Origin of the sequence: Pseudomonas sp. S3(2024), from assembly GCF_036861315.1 — a bacterium.
In the GTDB taxonomy this organism is placed as follows: domain Bacteria; phylum Pseudomonadota; class Gammaproteobacteria; order Pseudomonadales; family Pseudomonadaceae; genus Aquipseudomonas; species Aquipseudomonas putida_A.
The window spans coordinates 270,346-286,575 of record NZ_JAZAQQ010000005.1 but is presented as its reverse complement, the minus strand read 5'-3'; the positions used below and the strand labels follow the sequence as shown (position 1 = coordinate 286,575).

The following is a 16,230-nucleotide window of genomic DNA, read 5'->3' as shown; positions in this document are numbered from 1 at the left end:
ACCTGAGAGTCAGTTGTTGTTACTGCCTTTGTTGTCGACGCGGTAGCCGAAGCTGAAGCCCACGCCCTGGAACAGCACCACGTCGGCCAGTTGCCTGGCGAGTTCACCGGCGCTGGCCAGTTTGGTTTTCGGTACGAACAGCATGTCGTCCGGTTGCAGGTAGGCGATCTGCGACGCGTCGCCCGAGAGAGCTTTTTCCACGTCGTAGTGCACGGCCTGCACCTGGTTGCCATTGCGGCGCATGATCACCACCGAGTCGAGGCGCGCCTTCACATTGGTGCCGCGCGCAAGGGTCAGCGCTTCAAGCACCGACACTGGACGGCGGATCGGGTAGGAACCCGGTTGGCCGACTTCGCCGAGCACATAGATCTCGTTGCCGGCGGTGGACTTGAGCATCACATCGACGCTCATCCGCCCGGGCAATTGCGCGTATTTCTGGTTGAGGAAGGTTTCCAGTTGGTTGATGGTCATGCCTTGCAGCGGCACCGCGCCGATTTCCGGAAAACTCGCATAACCGTCATTGCCCACGGTGATCTCGCGGCTCATGCCGGTGGCCGGGTGATTCAGCGCGCTTTTCAGGTTCTGCTCATTGGTCAGCGGGCTGATGACCTGCACCGTCAGCTGATTACGGTTGGGCTGGAACAGTTGTTTGCGCTGGTAGGCACGCTGGATTTCATCGCGCGCCTCGTCGGCGGTCAGGCCGGCGATTTTCACCGAGGTGTTGGCGCCTGGCAGGTTGATGGTGCCGTCAGGCAGCACCAACTGGTTGCCGTTGAGCTGGCTAGCAGCGGTGAAGTTCAGGCCGATCTGGTCACCCGACTGCACGCGGTAGGCGTCCGAACCGCTGGTGCTGATGTGGAAGATCACATCCAGCACGTCTTGCGGGCGCAGGGTCTGTTCGACCTTGGGCATATCGGTGGCCTGGGCGTTGGCCGGGGTGGCGGTGAGAATGTTCACCGGCATGTTCTGGGTTTCGGAATTGCTCGAGCAGCCCGCAAGCGGCAGCATCAGCAGAACCAGTATCTTGGCGTTCATGGCGTCATCCCTCGCGTTTGCTTACAGGTTTTTGTAGAGCCACTTGGGCATGTAGTACTTGCGCCGGTTGAACACGCTGCCGACCACCTTCGCGCCGGCCTGGGTCAGGCGTTGCACGGCGGCCTGGGCGACTTCCCAGCGGGTGTCTTCGGCGCGCACCACAAACACCACGCCATCGACCTGAGTGGCGAGCACCAGCGTGTCGGCGGCGGAATACACCGCGTCGCCGTCGATCACCACGAAGCGATACTGCGTGCCCAAGCGGTCGAGCAGCGGGCTCAGGCGCTCGGCGGTCAGGTGCTCCAGGGTGCGGATCGGCCGGCCATTGGGCAGCACATGAAACGGCAGGCTCGACACCTGCACCACGCAGTCCTGCAACAGCGGCGGGTTGTCCGGGTTGAACAGCAGGTCGCGCAGGCCGCGCTCCTTGCCCAGGTTCAATTGCTGCGTGAGGTTGCCTGCCGACTGGCTGGCATCGACCAGCAACACCTGGCCGCTGCTCATCTGCGCCAGTTGGCTGGCCAATGCGAGGGCACTGGTGGTGGTGCCTGCGCCGGGGTTGGCGGCGGTCAGGAACAGGATCCGCAGATCCAGATCCAGCACGGTCGAAATCAGGTTCGATTCGCTGGGGTTGGCAATGCTCAGGCTTTTGTTGGTTGAACCGTCCATTAGCTTGCTCCGTGGCCGCTGAATACTTTGAAGGGGGTTTTCAACAAGATCTTCAGATCAAGCAAAAGGCTTTGCTCGGCGATATAGCTGAGGTCCAACTCAACGCGCTGGTCGAAGTCAATGTTGCTGCGCCCGGAGATCTGCCACAGGCCGGTCATGCCGGGGTAGATGCTCAGGCGCGCAAGGTGGTTGTCCTTGTAGCGGTAGGCGTTGAACGAAGTCGGCCGCGGGCCGACCAGGCGCATGTCACCGCTGACCACGTTGAACAGGTTGGGCAGTTCATCGAGGCTGGTACGCCGCAGGAAACCGCCGATGCCGGTGATGCGTGGATCCTTGTCGATCTTGAAGTCGATGGCGTCGACCCCATGCTTGTTGAGGTGGCGCAGCGATTCCTTGAGTTCTTCGGCGTTGCAGACCATGGTGCGGAACTTGTACATGCCGAAAGTGCGGCCGCGATAACCGGTGCGTTTCTGCACGAACATCACCGGGCCCGGGCTGGTGAATTTGATGGCCAGCGCCAGGCCCAGCAGCAGCGGCGAAAACACCACCAGAATCAGCAGCGCACCGAAGCAGGCCAGCACCCGGTTGGTGCGTGACAGCGTCCATGGCCGGCCGCCGTCGCGGCCGGTCAGCCAGCCACGGCCCTGCCGGTGGATCGCGCTATCGAGGCGCATTCGGTGCTCGGGATCCATGCGCTTGTCGCGGCGCATCTGATTGATCGGTACACCTTGTTCATGTCCAGTCATGGGGTCCTCCGCTGATGTTCAGCCGCGAGCGGCGCGTGGGCGATAGGCAGTGGGGTAGTAGTCGCGAAACCAGGCGATGAAACGCCCCAGTCCTTCATCCAGCTCGATCCGGGGCTGGAACCCGGTGGCCTGGGCCAGATCATCGGTCTCGGCACAGGTGTTGAGCACATCGCCCGGTTGCAGGGGCAAAAGCTCGACAATGGCTTTCTGGCCGAGGTGTTTTTCCATCAGTGCCAGATAGGTTTTCAGCTCCACCGGGTGGTGGCCGCCGATGTTGAACAGACACCACGGCGCCATGCTGCTGCCCGCGTCGGGGTGTTCGCGATCCCACTCCGGGTGGCTGTGCGGCGGATGGTCGGTGAGGCGCGCGATGCTTTCGACGATGTCGTCTATATAAGTGAAATCGCGCTGGTGCTCGCCGTAGTTGAACAGCTTCAGCGGTGTGCCTTCGGTGATCGCCCGAGCGAACTGGATCGGCGACATGTCGGGCCGACCCCATGGCCCGTACACGGTGAAAAAGCGCAGACCGGTGCTGGGAATGCCGAACAGATGGCTGTAACTGTGGGCCATCAGCTCGTTGGCTTTTTTGGTCGCGGCGTACAGCGACAGCGGGTGATTCACCCCGTCATGCACCGAATACGGCGTGTGCTGGTTGGCGCCATACACCGAGCTCGACGAGGCGTAGATCAAGTGCTCCACCGGATGGTGGCGGCAGCCTTCGAGAATATTCAGGAAACCGCAGAGGTTACTGTCGAGGTAGGCCTTCGGATTTTCCAGCGAGTAGCGCACCCCGGCCTGCGCCGCGAGGTGGATCACCACTTGCGGTTGCTCGCGGACAAACAGCGCTTCAATCGCGGCGGCATCGGCCAGATCGATCCGCGCCAGCGGGAAATGCCCGACCTGATCGCGCACCCATTGCACCCGATCGTGTTTCAGTTGCGGGTCGTAATAGCCGTTGAAGTTATCCAGGCCGACCACCGCATGCCCGTCGCGCATCAGCCGCAACACGCAATGGGCGCCAATGAAGCCGGCTGCGCCGGTGACCAGGATTTTCATGGGCGCAGTCCTTCCGGAGCAATGTGGCGCAGGCCGATGCCGCTGTAATGCAGACCGGCGGCGGCCACGTGTTCCGGGTTGTAGAGGTTGCGACCGTCGACAATCACTTTCGAGCGCAGCTTGCTCGCCAGCAGCTCGAAATCCACTACGCGAAAATTCTTCCACTCGGTGCAGATCACCAGCGCATCGGCATCTTCCAGGGTGTCGTCCCGGGTGGCGCACAGGTGCAGGTCGTTGCGATAGCCGTACAGGCGCCGGCATTCGGACATGGCTTCCGGATCGTAGGCCTGCACGCTGGCGCCTTCGGCCCACAGCGCGTCCATCAGGTAGCGGCTGGGGGCTTCGCGCATGTCATCGGTATTGGGTTTGAACGCCAGGCCCCAAATCGCAATCGACTTGCCGGCCAGACCCTGCGGAAACTGCGCCTTGAGTTTGCCGAAGAGGATGTGCCGCTGGCTGTCGTTGACGTCGGTGACGCTGCGCAGCAATTTCAGCGGCATGCCGTTGTGTTCGGCGGTGTGCAGCAGGGCGCGCAGATCCTTGGGGAAGCATGAACCGCCGAAGCCGCAACCGGGGTAAATGAAGTGGTAGCCGATGCGCGGGTCGGAGCCGATGCCTTTGCGCACCGCTTCGATGTCGGCGCCGAGCAGTTCGGTGAGGTTGGCCAGTTCGTTCATGAAGCTGATGCGCGTGGCGAGCATGGCGTTGGCCGCGTACTTGGTCAGTTCGGCGCTGCGGTTGTCCATGAACATCAGTTTTTCGTGGTTACGGCAGAACGGCGCGTACAGCTCGCTCATCTGTTCGCGGGCTTCGTCATCGCGGGTGCCGACGATGATCCGGTCCGGGCGCATGCAATCGGCGAGGGCGCTGCCTTCCTTGAGGAATTCGGGATTGGACACCACGCGGACCTTGAGGGCACTTTTGCCGCGACGGAGCAACTCTTCGCTGGCCTTGGCGGCGACCTGGTCGGCCGTGCCGACCGGCACCGTGGACTTGATGATCAGGGTGCGATCGGCCTCCATGTGCGAGGCGATCTCCCGAGCCACGTTCAGCACATGGGTCAGGTCGGCGGAACCGTCTTCATCGGCCGGCGTGCCCACGGCGATGAAAATCAGCTCGGCATGCTCCACCGCGTCGCTGGCCTGAGTGCTAAAGAGCAAGCGGCCGGCCTTGATGTTTTCTTCGAGGGTGCTGGAAAGACCAGGCTCACTAATAGGTGGCACAGCTTGTTGCAGTTGCTTGATCTTGTTGGGGTCAATATCGACACATAAAACCCGATGCCCTACATCTGCAAGTGCGGCGGCTTGAATTAATCCGACATAGCCGGTGCCAAATACGCTCACGTCCATCTGCGCACCCTCGATAGAGCGAAAAGAAGAAGTTCGGAAGAAGACTGTAAAAGGGGTATAGCGCAGGGTTTGGAAAGCGTGTCAGCAAAATGACATGTTGCACCTGTATAACACTTGAGCGCTTTTTGGCGATTGGCCATCAAGTCATTGCTGCGATTGGATTTGTTGTTTTTTTGCAGATTTGTTCAGATTTAAAATAAGCGATAAACGGTTGTAAGTCTTTAATTTAAAGGCTTCTAGCGTTTGGTGTGTGTCAGATTTGAGTCACCGGTTTTTTGACGCTTTCTAAAGAAAACAGTCAATTCTTGCGCTTTGATGGCTGGGTGCTAGTGTCAGGTTCTGACCGACAAACCTTTGACTCCCTGCCGTTTTGCACGAGCGGTATCGCCATGTTCAGATATGCCAAAGAAGTACTTTTAATTGTTTATTTGCTGCTTTATTCCGAATATTACGTTGATCGGTTAAATGCTATCGGCGTCGCTTTTGCTGTACTTCTTTTTGGCGCGATGTTTTTGGCGCTTACTTTAGCGTTATATCTAACGGCTTATATTCGTCAGGCTCTCATTCGCCACTTATTCGCAATAACACTGTTTGTCTCGGCGGTGTTTTTCGATGTCTATACCCGGGTCACCGCGGATTACCTGACCTACAGCAGTTTTGTCTCGCTGGTGTACTCCGGCGGCTTCATTCAGGAGGCCGCCTACCAGTATCGCGACGCGATCATTCATGGCGCGCTCAGTGGTCTGCTGTTGCTGTTCGGCATCGGTCTGAAACCGCGCCATGCACTGGTGGTGCCCAACGCGTTGCGTGTGGCGGCGCCGGTGTGTGGTGTGCTGCTGTTGAGCGCGGTGTTGTTCCTGCGGGCGGGCGAGGGCGCGCGCGGTTTGCCGATCATGTACACGCCGCTGGCCTATCTGAACCTGTTCGCTTATGAAGCGCTGCACAACACGGTCGGCCCGCGCGAGCCGGTGACGCTGGCGCGCAACGCAGTGGCGGTCAATCACGACATCGTGCTGATCATCGATGAAAGCATCTCCGGCAATTATCTGGACATCAATGCGCCGTTCGGAGTGCACAGCAACCTGAATCAGGCGCATCCGGGCGTCGACATTTTCAACTACGGCTACGCCGCATCCATCGCCAATTGCAGCGCCGACACCAACGTCACGTTGCGCTACGGCGGCACCCGCGACGATTACATGCGCATCAACAGCACGCTGCCGTCGATCTGGCAGTACGCGAAAAAGGCCGGGTTGCGCACGGTGTACATCGACGCTCAGCGCACTGCCGGCAATCTGCAGAACCTGATGACCGACACCGAGAAAAAAGACATCGATGAATTCGTCCAGTTTGACCAGACCAGCGTGCGTGACCGCGACATGGCTGCCGCCGCCAAGCTGATCGAATTGCTCAACGATGATCAACCGGAGCTGGTGGTGATCAACAAGGTCGGCGCGCATTTCCCGGTGCACGACAAATACCCCGACGCCTTCATGGCCTACCGTCCGACCTTGCCGCGCGGGCAATTCACTGAAGTGGCCGACACCGGCAAACGCGACGGTTTCAACGGCCAGCCGGATGACTGGGTGCTGTACCGCAACGCCTACAAGAACACCGTGCTGTGGAACGTCGGCGAGTTCTTCGCCCGGGTGTTTGCCCAGGCCAATTTGCACAATGCACTGCTGATCTACACCTCCGATCACGGTCAGGACCTGCATGAACGTGGCAACCCCGGGCTCAATACCCACTGCGGCGGCGATCCGGTGGAGGAAGAAGGGCTGGTGCCGCTGGTGGTGATTCAGGGCGATCAGCTGCACGGCCCGGACTGGGCGCAAGCGTTGCCGGCGAACAAGGACCGCTCCAGCCACTACAACATTTTTCCGACGCTGCTGCAGTTGATGGGTTATGACCTAGCGGGAGTCGAGGCGCTGTACGGCAAACCGTTGACGCTGCCGACGGCGGACGACTTCACCTTCAACTACCGCTTCAATGCGCGGCTGGGGGCCAAGCCCGAGTGGAAGCACATTGATCTGAAGACCATCGTCACACCGGGTGCGGCGGCGACGAGTGTGGCGACCGGGGAGTGAGATTTGTGCCGGTTTCACTGGCCTCATCGCTGGCAAGCCAGCTCCAACAGTGTTTTAGGGTGTACTCAGTATTTGTGGACAACCTCAATCCCTGTGGGAGCTGGCTTGCCAGCGATGAGACCAGTACGAACACCACTGATCCAATCAGGCCGCTATCCGCTATCCTTGCCCCACATTGACCCAACGGATGGCGGCATGCTTCAGGTTCAAGGCGTGTTCAAAAGTTACCTCACTCCCCAAGGCCCGCTCCCGGTGCTGCAAGGCGTCGACCTGACGCTCGAAGCCGGCAGCAGTCTGGCGCTGATGGGCGAATCCGGCAGCGGCAAAAGCACCTTGCTGCACCTGATTGCCGGCCTCGACAAGGTTGATCGCGGCAGCATCCACAGCGGCGAGCATCGGCTGGAGCAGATGAACGAAGCGCAGCTGGCCGACTGGCGTCGCACTGAAATCGGTCTGGTGTTCCAGCAGTTCAACCTGATCGGCAGTCTGCGGGTCGAGGATAATCTGGCGTTTCAGGCGCGTCTGGCCGGGCGCCATGAACCGCGCTGGCAGGCGCATCTGGTGCAGCGTCTGGGGTTGGGCGATTTGCTCAAGCGTTATCCCGAACAACTTTCCGGCGGTCAGCAGCAGCGGGTGGCGCTGGCCCGGGCCTTGGCCTCACGGCCGAAATTGCTGCTCGCCGACGAACCCACCGGCAGCCTCGACGAAGCCACCAGTGATGAAGTGCTGCGCCTGTTGCTCGAGTTGCTGGATGACACGCCGACCACGCTGTTGATGGTCACGCACAGCCCACGCGTGGCGGCGCGACTGGCGCAGCGGGTGGTGTTGTCCAGCGGCCGTCTGACGTGAACGTATTCTGGCAAACCCTGCGTGCGTTGCTCAGCCACTGGCGGCGGCATCCGGTGCAGTTTTTCAGTGTGCTGACCGGGTTGTGGCTGGCGACCAGTCTGCTGACCGGGGTCGAGGCACTGAACAGTCAGGCCCGCGACAGTTACGCCCGGGCCAGTCAGATGATCGGCGGTGAACCCCAGGCCAGTCTGGCCACACCGAGCGGTGCGACGTTCACCCAGCAGTGGTTCATCGATCTGCGCCGCGCAGGCTGGCCGGTGTCGCCGTTGCTGCAAGGCCGGCTGATGCTCAAGGATCACCCGGATCAGCGCCTGCAACTGATGGGCATCGAGCCGGTGTCGCTGCCGACGGACGCTGCGGTGGCCGGGCAGGCGATGCCGATCGAGCGCATCGTCGCGTTCTTCTCACCGCCAGGCAGCACCTGGATTTCCCCGGAAACCCTGCACGCCTCGGGCCTGACCGAAGGCGCCACGCCGCAAACCGCCAGCGGCCAGACGCTGCCGCCGCTGCACGCGCAAAAGGACATGGCGCCTGGCGTGTTGCTGGTGGACATCGGCGTCGCGCAAACCGTGCTCGAACAGCCCGGGCAACTGTCGCGCTTGTTACTGCCCAAGGATTTTCACGCCGAGCTGCCGGCCGCGTTCAACGGTCGGCTGCAGCTCAAAAGCAGCGCCGAGGAAAACAATCTTTCGCGCCTGACCGAGAGCTTTCACCTCAACCTGGATGCCTTGGGCTTTCTCTCGTTTCTGGTCGGGCTGTTCATCGTGCACGCGGCCATCGGTCTGGCGCTGGAGCAGCGTCGTGGCCTGCTGCGCACGTTGCGAGCCTGCGGGGTCAGTGCGCGGATGTTGATCGGCTGTCTGATCGTCGAACTGGGTGTGCTGGCGCTGGTTGGCGGCGTGTTCGGGGTCATCAGCGGTTACTGGCTGGCGAGCGTATTGCTGCCGGACGTCGCCGCCAGCCTGCGCGGTCTGTACGGCGCGGAAGTGGCGGGGCAGTTGCGCCTGAGTCCGTGGTGGTGGTTCAGCGGAATCGGTTTGAGCCTGTTCGGCGCGTTGCTGGCCGGTGCCAACAGTCTGCTGCGTGCGGCACGTTTGCCGCTGTTGGCGGTGGCGGATCCGCAGGCCTGGCATCAGCAACATGCGCGCTGGTTGCGCCGTCAGGGTTGGCTGGCGGCGGTGCTGGGCTTGATCGCGCTGCTGGCGCTGGTCTGGGGCGACAGTCTGAGCAGTGGTTTTGTGTTGATGGCCGGGTTGCTGCTCGGCGCTGCGCTGGCGTTGCCGGTGGTGCTCAGCGCAGTGCTTACTCCTTTGCTCGGGCGCAGTCGTTCGGTGCTCGGTCAGTGGTTTCTCGCCGATTGCCGCCAGCAACTGCCGGCACTCAGTCTGGCGCTAATGGCGTTGCTGCTGGCGCTGTCGGCCAACATCGGCGCCGGCAGCATGACCGCCGGTTTTCGCCAGACCTTCGACGACTGGCTCGAACAACGCCTCAGTGCCGAGCTGTACCTCAACCCGGTCAATCCGGCGCAATCGCGCGAGATGTACACCTGGCTCAAGCAACAGCCGAACGTCAGCGCGGTGCTGCCCAACTGGCAAGTCGCGGTCACCCTGCAAGGCTGGCCGGCGGATGTCTTCGGGGTGATCGATCATCCTTATTATCGCCAGCACTGGCCGTTGCTCGAGGCGATTGCCGGAGATCCGTGGGCGCATCTGGCGAACGACGATTCAGTGATGCTCAGCGAACAACTGGCACGACGGCTGAAGGTGCGGGCGGGGAATCATTTGAACGTGCCGACACCGGGCGGGGCGTGGTCACCGCGGATCGTCGGGATCTACGCCGACTACGGCAATCCCAAGGGGCACGTGCTGGTCAACAGCAGTCATCTGCTGCGGCTGTGGCCGTCACTGACACCGAACCGTTTCAACTTGCGCATCGCGCCGCCCGACATCCCGCCGTTTTTGCGCGCACTGCAAACGCGCTTTCAGCTCGATGACAGCCGCATCGTCGATCAGGCGCGGCTCAAGGGGTGGTCGGTGCAGGTTTTCGAACGCACTTTCGCCGCCACCGCCGCGCTCAACAGCCTGACCCTGGCGGTGGCCGGTGTGGCGCTGTTCATCAGCCTGCTGACCCAGAGCCAGAGCCGCCTCGGGCAATTGGCGCCGCTGTGGACCTTGGGCGTGACGCGCCGCCAGTTGATGCTGCTCAACCTTGGCCAGACGTGGCTGCTGGCGGTGTTGACGCTGGTGCTGGCGTTGCCGTTGGGGATCGCGTTGGCGTGGTGTCTGGACGCGGTAATCAATGTGCAGGCATTCGGCTGGCGTCTGCCGTTGCGGATTTTTCCGCTGCAACTGCTGCATTTGCTCGGGCTGGCGTTGCTGGCGACGCTGTTGGCCTCGGCGTGGCCGCTGTATTCGTTGTACCGCACACAACCGGCGGATCTGCTGAGGACGTTTGCTCATGAGGATTAACCGGGTTGCGCTGCTGTTCGCGCTGCTGCTGTTGGCCGGTTGCGATCAGCCTGTGCCTGAGCAGAAGGGCTTTGCCGGGCTCGGCGATCAGGCTGCGCAGTTCACCGCCGTGGTGCCAGGGCGAGTGTTCAGCTTCCCGGCGGATCATGGCGCGCATGATGGTTTTCGTATCGAGTGGTGGTATGTCACCGCCAATCTCAAGGATCAGCAGGGCCACGATTTCGGCGTGCAATGGACGCTGTTTCGCAGCGCTTTAAAGCCTGCGGCAGAGCAGCCGGGCTGGGGCAATCAGACGATCTGGCTCGGGCATGCTGCGGTGACTTCGGCCACCGTGCATCATGCCGCCGAGCGCTATGCCCGAGGCGGAGTGGGGCAGGCCGGGGTGAACGTCGCGCCGTTCGAGGCGTGGATCGATGATTGGCGCTTCGCCAGTCAGGCGCAGGATCCGCTGACCGATCTGCAACTCAGTGCCAGCGAAAAAGCTTTCAGCTATCAATTGCACCTCACCTCCAGTCGTCCACTGGTGTTGCAAGGTGACAACGGTTTCAGCCGAAAATCCGAACAGGGTCAGGCTTCGTACTACTACAGTCAGCCGTTTTTTCAGGCCAGCGGCACCCTGCAAATCGACGGCCAGACCTACACCGTCAGCGGCCCGGCGTGGCTGGATCGTGAATGGAGCAGTCAGCCGCTGGCAGCCAATCAGACCGGCTGGGACTGGTTTTCCCTGCACCTGGACAGTGATGAGTCGCTGATGCTGTTTCGCACCCGGCAAACCGACGGCGCGCCGTATCTGACCGGCACCTGGATCAACGCCGACGGCCAGACCGAAACCCTGCACGGCGCGCAGATCAGACTCACACCCAAGGACACCGCAAAAGTTGTCGGCCGCCAGATGCCGGTGCGCTGGTCGATCAGCATTCCCGACAAACACCTCGACATCAGCCTCGACGCACTCAATCCCGACGCCTGGATGAACCTGCGCATCCCTTACTGGGAAGGGCCGGTGCGGATCAGCGGCAGCCATGGCGGGCGCGGCTATCTGGAGATGACCGGGTACTGAGTTTCGTACACAAACCCCTGTGGGAGCGGGCTTGCCCGCGAAGGCGCCGGTACAGTCACCCACAGAGCAATTGCCCGGAACTCCGCCCCGTCTACCACCCTCTACCGATCAATCCCGGCCTATTTCCGAGACCCCGGCGAGGAGCCCGCCCATGAGCGACGACCAGCAACCCCCAGACCTCACCACCTGGCAGCGCCTGTTCGACGATCAGACCTACTGGCAGCAATCCCCCGACGCTCACTACTTCGACCTGCAACGCATCGCCGACGACCTGCTCGGCCAAGGCGCGATCGATCTGGAGCAGTGGCAGATCCTGCGCGCCAAGGCCGATGACCTGCACAAGGATTCGCCTGCCGTGAACGTTACCAATGAACTGGATGACCCTGACGCCTGAGGAGAACCACCATGAAACCCGTATCCCCCAGCGAACACCCCGACGAACCCCGGCCACCGGGAGAAACCGAGCGCGACAACGACGCCCTGCGCCCGACCGACCCCAAACAGCGCGAGGACAGCGGCAGGGGCACCGCCAGTGGCGAGTCCACCGCGCAGGAGACCGCCGCGGCAGAAACGAAAGCCAAGCCCTGAACAGCGTCTATGCTCAGTGGCACATTCGGCGCCAAACACACGTTGGCGCCGGTTGCTGCCATTCATTACAGGGAAAGTACCGCTTATGAAGCTCCACGCTCTGGCCAAGGCCATCACCCTCGCAACCGTCCTGTCCGCCACCAGCTTCGGCGCCATGGCGGCCGATATTCCGCTTTCTGCTACCGTCGAGGCCGATCAGGTCACCACCAAAGTGCTGGCCGTCGATGCGGCCAACCATCAGGTGGTGCTGGAAGGCGCCGAAGGTCGTCAGGTTCACGTTCAGCTCAGCGACAAGGCGAAAAACCTCGCCAACCTCAAGGTCGGCGACCTGGTAAAACTCGAAGTGCAACGCTCGGTGGCGGCTTACCTCGATACCGATGTGGATAAAGGTCTGCCTGGCACCGTCGAGCGCAGCGGCGAGCTGCGCAACGCTCCGGGCACTGAAAACCCGGGCGGGGAGGCTTATCGCCAGATTCAGGTGCAACTGAAAATCACCAAAATTGATTTGAAGAATAATCAGGTGACCCTGGAAAACCCTCAAGGTAAGTCGAAAATCCTCGATGTCAAAAAGCCTGAAATTCAGGCCAAGCTGAAAGATCTGAAAGTCGGGCAGAGCGTAGTTGTCACTTATACCGATGTATTAAAAGTGACCAGTCAGCATGAAAGCTGAGTATTAACTCTACAAGATGATTGTTCTTGTACAAATTATTGTATGAGAACAATCATCTGAAATGAGCTGAGCCGTGCTTTGAAAGTTTCACGGAAGGATTTCGTCGATAAATATCTATTAACTTTTTCGTACATAAAATTTACCTTTGTGTATGACGACATATCTGCCAACTTCTATTAAAATCCTTCCCGTTCGCCCAGTGTCAGGGCTCTTTACCGGTGCATGGATTGCCAGGCCATTACACTGGGCGAACACCTCTTCGGAGCGGATGTATACAATTTCAGATAAAAAAAGGGCGACTTTGCAGTCGCCCTTTTTTGTGTTCGCAATTATGCCGATGCCTGCCCCGCAAAGCGTTTGAGGGTGGCTTCATACATCTTGGTGCGGCGGTGGTTTTTGCCGTACGTGCCAGCGGCGGCGACGGTTCCTGCCTGGATGTGATCCAGATAGCGGAAAATCTTGCGTGGTGACAGCAGCTTGATGCCATAGCCCAGACCGACCATTCGATCCTGCAGGGTATAACCGGGCACTCGGTCATCCATGCAAAAGTGCAGTCCATGGGACTTCATCAACTTGGCGTTCCACAAAGTGCAGAAACTCTTGAGATGAGTTTCCCGATAAGGTTTCGGCTCTTTACTGCGCAAACCCAACGCAGTTTTCGCCCGGCGAATATAGTGTTTGCAAAACCGCGAAGTTAGTCGCCAGGTGTCTCTCAGAATCCCTCGATTGATTTGCTCGACACACCCGACTGCGGCGATGTCCGCAGACTTTGTACACTCACGCAGCATCATCGCAAAGACTTCCTTGTCGTAGACAAAGGTGTCGGTGTGCAGCAGAAACAGATAGTCGGTTTCAACTTTTTCCAGCGCCAGATCCAGCGCCTTGCCATGCGCAATATGTCCCGCTTCTTTGCCGGGGGAGGGACGTTCGATCAGATTGATCCAGTCCAGCGAACGCAAGTAATCCAGACTGGCATCCGCCGAATCATTGTCCACCACCCAAACCGGAATGCGCTGAGCCTGAACGTGCTGACGCAATAACTCCAGGCACATCCGGGTGATGTCCGGGGTTTTGTAATTCACCAATACAAGACTGAAATTCGGCTGCGTAACGGCTGGTAAATCAAACTGGCTCATTCGGTAAGCTCATCCGCGGTTGATCGGCGACAGGTGTCTCTCGGGCCGGGATGCTAGCGACGCAAGCTTAGTTGAAGCTTAATTTGACGTTCAGGAAGTGAGGCGAGGTGTTTCGAGACACGACATCTCACCCACGGAATCCGGTCCACACGTTAAACTGCGCGCCGCTTTAACGCTTCAGGAAAACCGGACGTATTGCTTTCGCCACCATTGATGGCGTCATCAATGCCCCCGGCGACGCGCAACGCTTTTTGCCTGGATTTTTTAAGCCACAAGGAAGTATCAAATGAGCAACAGTTTCAAAACTATCGGTGCAGTAGGTACTGCTTTTTTTTCGATGTTCATCGCCTGTAATACGTGGGCACAAGAACCGCGTGAGCTCTACGACGGGATGAAGGCAGGCAAGTGCGCACCGAATTCGGAACATCTGCATGAGCGAGCAGTTGCAGGTGATCTCGAAGCGCAGACGCAGTTTGGCAAAGCCATTCAGGAGAACCTTTGCGGGGTGGTAGAGCAGTGGTCGCCGGGCATGCCGGAAGAGTGGTTTCGCAAGGCAGCAGAACAAGGTAATGCCGAGGCGCAAGTCGGACTTGCTGAGGAGCTTAGTTGGGATCGAAGTGTTGAGGGTGAAGATGCAGGTGTTTATTGGGATCTGAAAGCGGCGGAGCAGGGTAACGCCAAAGCTCAGTTCAGTCTGGCGCAGATCTACCATCGCGGCGGCCGATCAATCAAAAATCTCAAGGATATGGACAAAGCGTTGGCGTACTACAACCAGTCGGCCGAGGGCGGCTACGTCATGGCCTATATGTTGCTGGCTCACATCTACGAAGAGGGTGACGAAGTTCCACAGAGCGACGTAACCGCAGCAAATTGGTTTCGTAAGGCTGCTGAGGCAGGAGACGCATCTGGTCAAAATAATTTCGCCGAGATGCTGGCCACCGGGCGCGGTGTAGAAAAGGATGAAAAGCTCGCTGTCGCGTGGTATCGCAAATCGGCTTTGCAAGGTAACCAGTACTCGCAATATGAATTGGCACAGATGCTGGAGCAGGGGCATGGAACTGAACGCAATGAACGCGAAGCTGCGAAACTTTATCGCCAGTCAGCGGATGCAGACTTTGGCAACGCTCAGTTGGCATTAGGAAAGATGTATGCGCAAGGGCGAGGTGGACTGCCCAAGAGCCGATCCAAGGCAGAGTTCTGGATGCTCAAGGCAGTGGGTCGCTATGCGCCTGGAGCGAAGGAAGAATTGGAAAAGCTCTGAGATACAACTAGAAAGAGGCGATTGAAGTCGCCTCTTTCTGATTGAATGAATCAGATCTCTTGATTCCAGGCTGATAAGGTGATCACCGTTCCTTCGTCCTCTTTATTTCGTATTTCGATTTTGTAAGTACCACCACCGATGTAACCCTCGACCAGCGCTTTTCGTTGATTACCGCTGATTTCGGCATCCTTCGCATGCTGCTGATAGAAATCGATGACATCTGCATAATCAGTAAAGGTACGAAGAATGACCTCGAACTCATGCTGAGGACGTCCGGCAATCTTGTCCCAATCACCCTCAATGGGTGAACCCTCCATCCCCGGCGTGGTGAATACGCCGTGAGCACCCGCACCGATCAGATGCGCCCGTTGCGGCAGCATCGCCAGCATTGCTTCAGGGAAATCGGAAGGTAACTGACCCACCGTCCAGGCACCCTGACTCGGGTTAGTGGCAGCGTATTCAATGGTCGCAATTTTTTGCGCTGCGGCTCGTCGCTCAGGATTATCGCTTTCCGCCCACATGGCCAACAGCGGCGGCAGCTGCTTGCTCCAGCCAATCAAAGGCTCTGCGTCAGCTTTTTTCGCGCCTTGCGGCTGGAAGATCGTCAGCACCGTGTCCGGCGCATCATTACAGGTCAAAGCCTCGTCACGAGACTTCACCGTGCAATGACCATTCACCAAGCCGACAGCGATCAATTGTCCTTTGTCGTCCAGCAACAAAGCCCCGCGGTCGAACCCGTTGTTGCCGTCATCCATGGCGGTGATCATTTTTCTGCCGGCAGGCACACCCTGTTCAAACATGGACATTTCCGAATCGAGCGCATCCAGGACTTGTTGCACGATCATCGTTTTGTCGTTGGTGTAGCTACCCGTTTGGTAACCAAAGAAATCAACTAACGCCGAACGAATGGCTGGATCCTTGTTGAGCTTTGGCGCTCTGTCCGGCGCTGGGTCATTGGTGAGTAGCAGGGCCGTCGTTCCGTCCGGGCGTTGTTCGGAGCGAAGGGATAATGCGGTAGCGCTGAGTGAGAAGGTAAGCGCGAGAAGAAGGTTAGAAGGCGAGTCAGGTGTTTCAAGGGGACAGTCCTTTGAGTGTGTAATCCGATTGCTGTAATGGCGGTGGGAAAAAGGGCACGGATTTATTTTCTGAAAAAACTGGGCTAGGAAAAGGTGCAAGCCGGAAAATAAATCTATCCCTTTGGTCTTGTCTCCTTTGGTCGCTAGAGTGCATGTTGCACCATTCAGCAGCATTATTTG

General features: G+C 59.2%; 15 protein-coding genes. 8 read left to right on the top strand and 7 right to left on the bottom strand.

Features of this window, described 5'->3' with window-relative positions:
• Nucleotides 1-9: 9 nt before the first annotated feature.
• The 5 genes from VLA07_RS15455 to VLA07_RS15435 are packed head-to-tail and all read right to left on the bottom strand — an operon-like array spanning nucleotide 10 to nucleotide 4,855.
• Nucleotides 10-1,035, bottom strand: coding sequence for a polysaccharide biosynthesis/export family protein (locus VLA07_RS15455; protein ID WP_333989615.1), 1,026 nt, complete (start codon nucleotides 1,033-1,035; stop codon nucleotides 10-12).
• Nucleotides 1,036-1,056: 21 nt separating this feature from the next.
• Complete coding sequence (locus VLA07_RS15450; RefSeq protein WP_007961335.1) at nucleotides 1,057-1,704, bottom strand: CpsD/CapB family tyrosine-protein kinase; 648 nt, start codon at nucleotides 1,702-1,704, stop codon at nucleotides 1,057-1,059.
• Nucleotides 1,704-2,450, bottom strand: a complete 747-nt coding sequence (locus tag VLA07_RS15445) for a sugar transferase (protein ID WP_096796214.1) — start codon at nucleotides 2,448-2,450, stop codon at nucleotides 1,704-1,706. Before VLA07_RS15445 ends, VLA07_RS15450 begins: the two co-directional genes overlap by 1 nt.
• An 18-nt stretch (nucleotides 2,451-2,468) precedes the next feature.
• Complete coding sequence (locus VLA07_RS15440) at nucleotides 2,469-3,506, bottom strand: NAD-dependent epimerase (RefSeq protein ID WP_097088761.1); 1,038 nt, start codon at nucleotides 3,504-3,506, stop codon at nucleotides 2,469-2,471.
• Complete coding sequence (locus VLA07_RS15435; RefSeq protein WP_096796216.1) at nucleotides 3,503-4,855, bottom strand: UDP-glucose dehydrogenase family protein; 1,353 nt, start codon at nucleotides 4,853-4,855, stop codon at nucleotides 3,503-3,505. The genes VLA07_RS15440 and VLA07_RS15435 overlap by 4 nt, the downstream gene beginning before the upstream one ends.
• 389 nt (nucleotides 4,856-5,244) lie before the next feature.
• On the opposite strand from VLA07_RS15435, the gene VLA07_RS15430 reads away from it, so the two are divergent.
• The 7 genes from VLA07_RS15430 (at nucleotide 5,245) to VLA07_RS15400 (ending at nucleotide 12,577) form a co-directional block, all read left to right on the top strand.
• Nucleotides 5,245-6,942 (top strand): sulfatase-like hydrolase/transferase, encoded by a 1,698-nt coding sequence (locus VLA07_RS15430; protein ID WP_096796217.1) that lies wholly within the window; start codon nucleotides 5,245-5,247, stop codon nucleotides 6,940-6,942.
• 195 nt (nucleotides 6,943-7,137) lie between these two features.
• Nucleotides 7,138-7,791: an ABC transporter ATP-binding protein gene (locus VLA07_RS15425; protein ID WP_096796218.1), complete on the top strand. Its 654-nt coding sequence runs from the start codon at nucleotides 7,138-7,140 to the stop codon at nucleotides 7,789-7,791.
• Nucleotides 7,788-10,259, top strand: a complete 2,472-nt coding sequence (locus VLA07_RS15420; RefSeq protein WP_333989614.1) for an ABC transporter permease — start codon at nucleotides 7,788-7,790, stop codon at nucleotides 10,257-10,259. The genes VLA07_RS15425 and VLA07_RS15420 overlap by 4 nt, the downstream gene beginning before the upstream one ends.
• Nucleotides 10,249-11,319, top strand: coding sequence for a lipocalin-like domain-containing protein (locus VLA07_RS15415; RefSeq protein WP_333989613.1), 1,071 nt, complete (start codon nucleotides 10,249-10,251; stop codon nucleotides 11,317-11,319). The genes VLA07_RS15420 and VLA07_RS15415 overlap by 11 nt, the downstream gene beginning before the upstream one ends.
• Nucleotides 11,320-11,470: 151 nt before the next feature.
• Nucleotides 11,471-11,713 (top strand): hypothetical protein, encoded by a 243-nt coding sequence (locus VLA07_RS15410; RefSeq protein WP_333989612.1) that lies wholly within the window; start codon nucleotides 11,471-11,473, stop codon nucleotides 11,711-11,713.
• Between the two features lie 11 nt (nucleotides 11,714-11,724).
• Nucleotides 11,725-11,907, top strand: coding sequence for a hypothetical protein (locus VLA07_RS15405; protein ID WP_247268864.1), 183 nt, complete (start codon nucleotides 11,725-11,727; stop codon nucleotides 11,905-11,907).
• A gap of 85 nt (nucleotides 11,908-11,992) precedes the next feature.
• Nucleotides 11,993-12,577, top strand: a complete 585-nt coding sequence (locus tag VLA07_RS15400) for a hypothetical protein (protein WP_247268863.1) — start codon at nucleotides 11,993-11,995, stop codon at nucleotides 12,575-12,577.
• 329 nt (nucleotides 12,578-12,906) lie between these two features.
• Here the strand turns inward: VLA07_RS15400 and VLA07_RS15395 are convergent, their stop codons facing one another.
• Nucleotides 12,907-13,713, bottom strand: coding sequence for a glycosyltransferase family 2 protein (locus VLA07_RS15395; RefSeq protein ID WP_103367660.1), 807 nt, complete (start codon nucleotides 13,711-13,713; stop codon nucleotides 12,907-12,909).
• 286 nt (nucleotides 13,714-13,999) lie between these two features.
• On the opposite strand from VLA07_RS15395, the gene VLA07_RS15390 reads away from it, so the two are divergent.
• Nucleotides 14,000-14,974: a tetratricopeptide repeat protein gene (locus tag VLA07_RS15390; protein WP_333989611.1), complete on the top strand. Its 975-nt coding sequence runs from the start codon at nucleotides 14,000-14,002 to the stop codon at nucleotides 14,972-14,974.
• A 50-nt stretch (nucleotides 14,975-15,024) separates the two neighbouring features.
• On the opposite strand, the gene VLA07_RS15385 is transcribed toward VLA07_RS15390, so the two are convergent.
• Complete coding sequence (locus VLA07_RS15385) at nucleotides 15,025-16,224, bottom strand: hypothetical protein (protein ID WP_333989610.1); 1,200 nt, start codon at nucleotides 16,222-16,224, stop codon at nucleotides 15,025-15,027.
• Nucleotides 16,225-16,230: the final 6 nt, after the last annotated feature.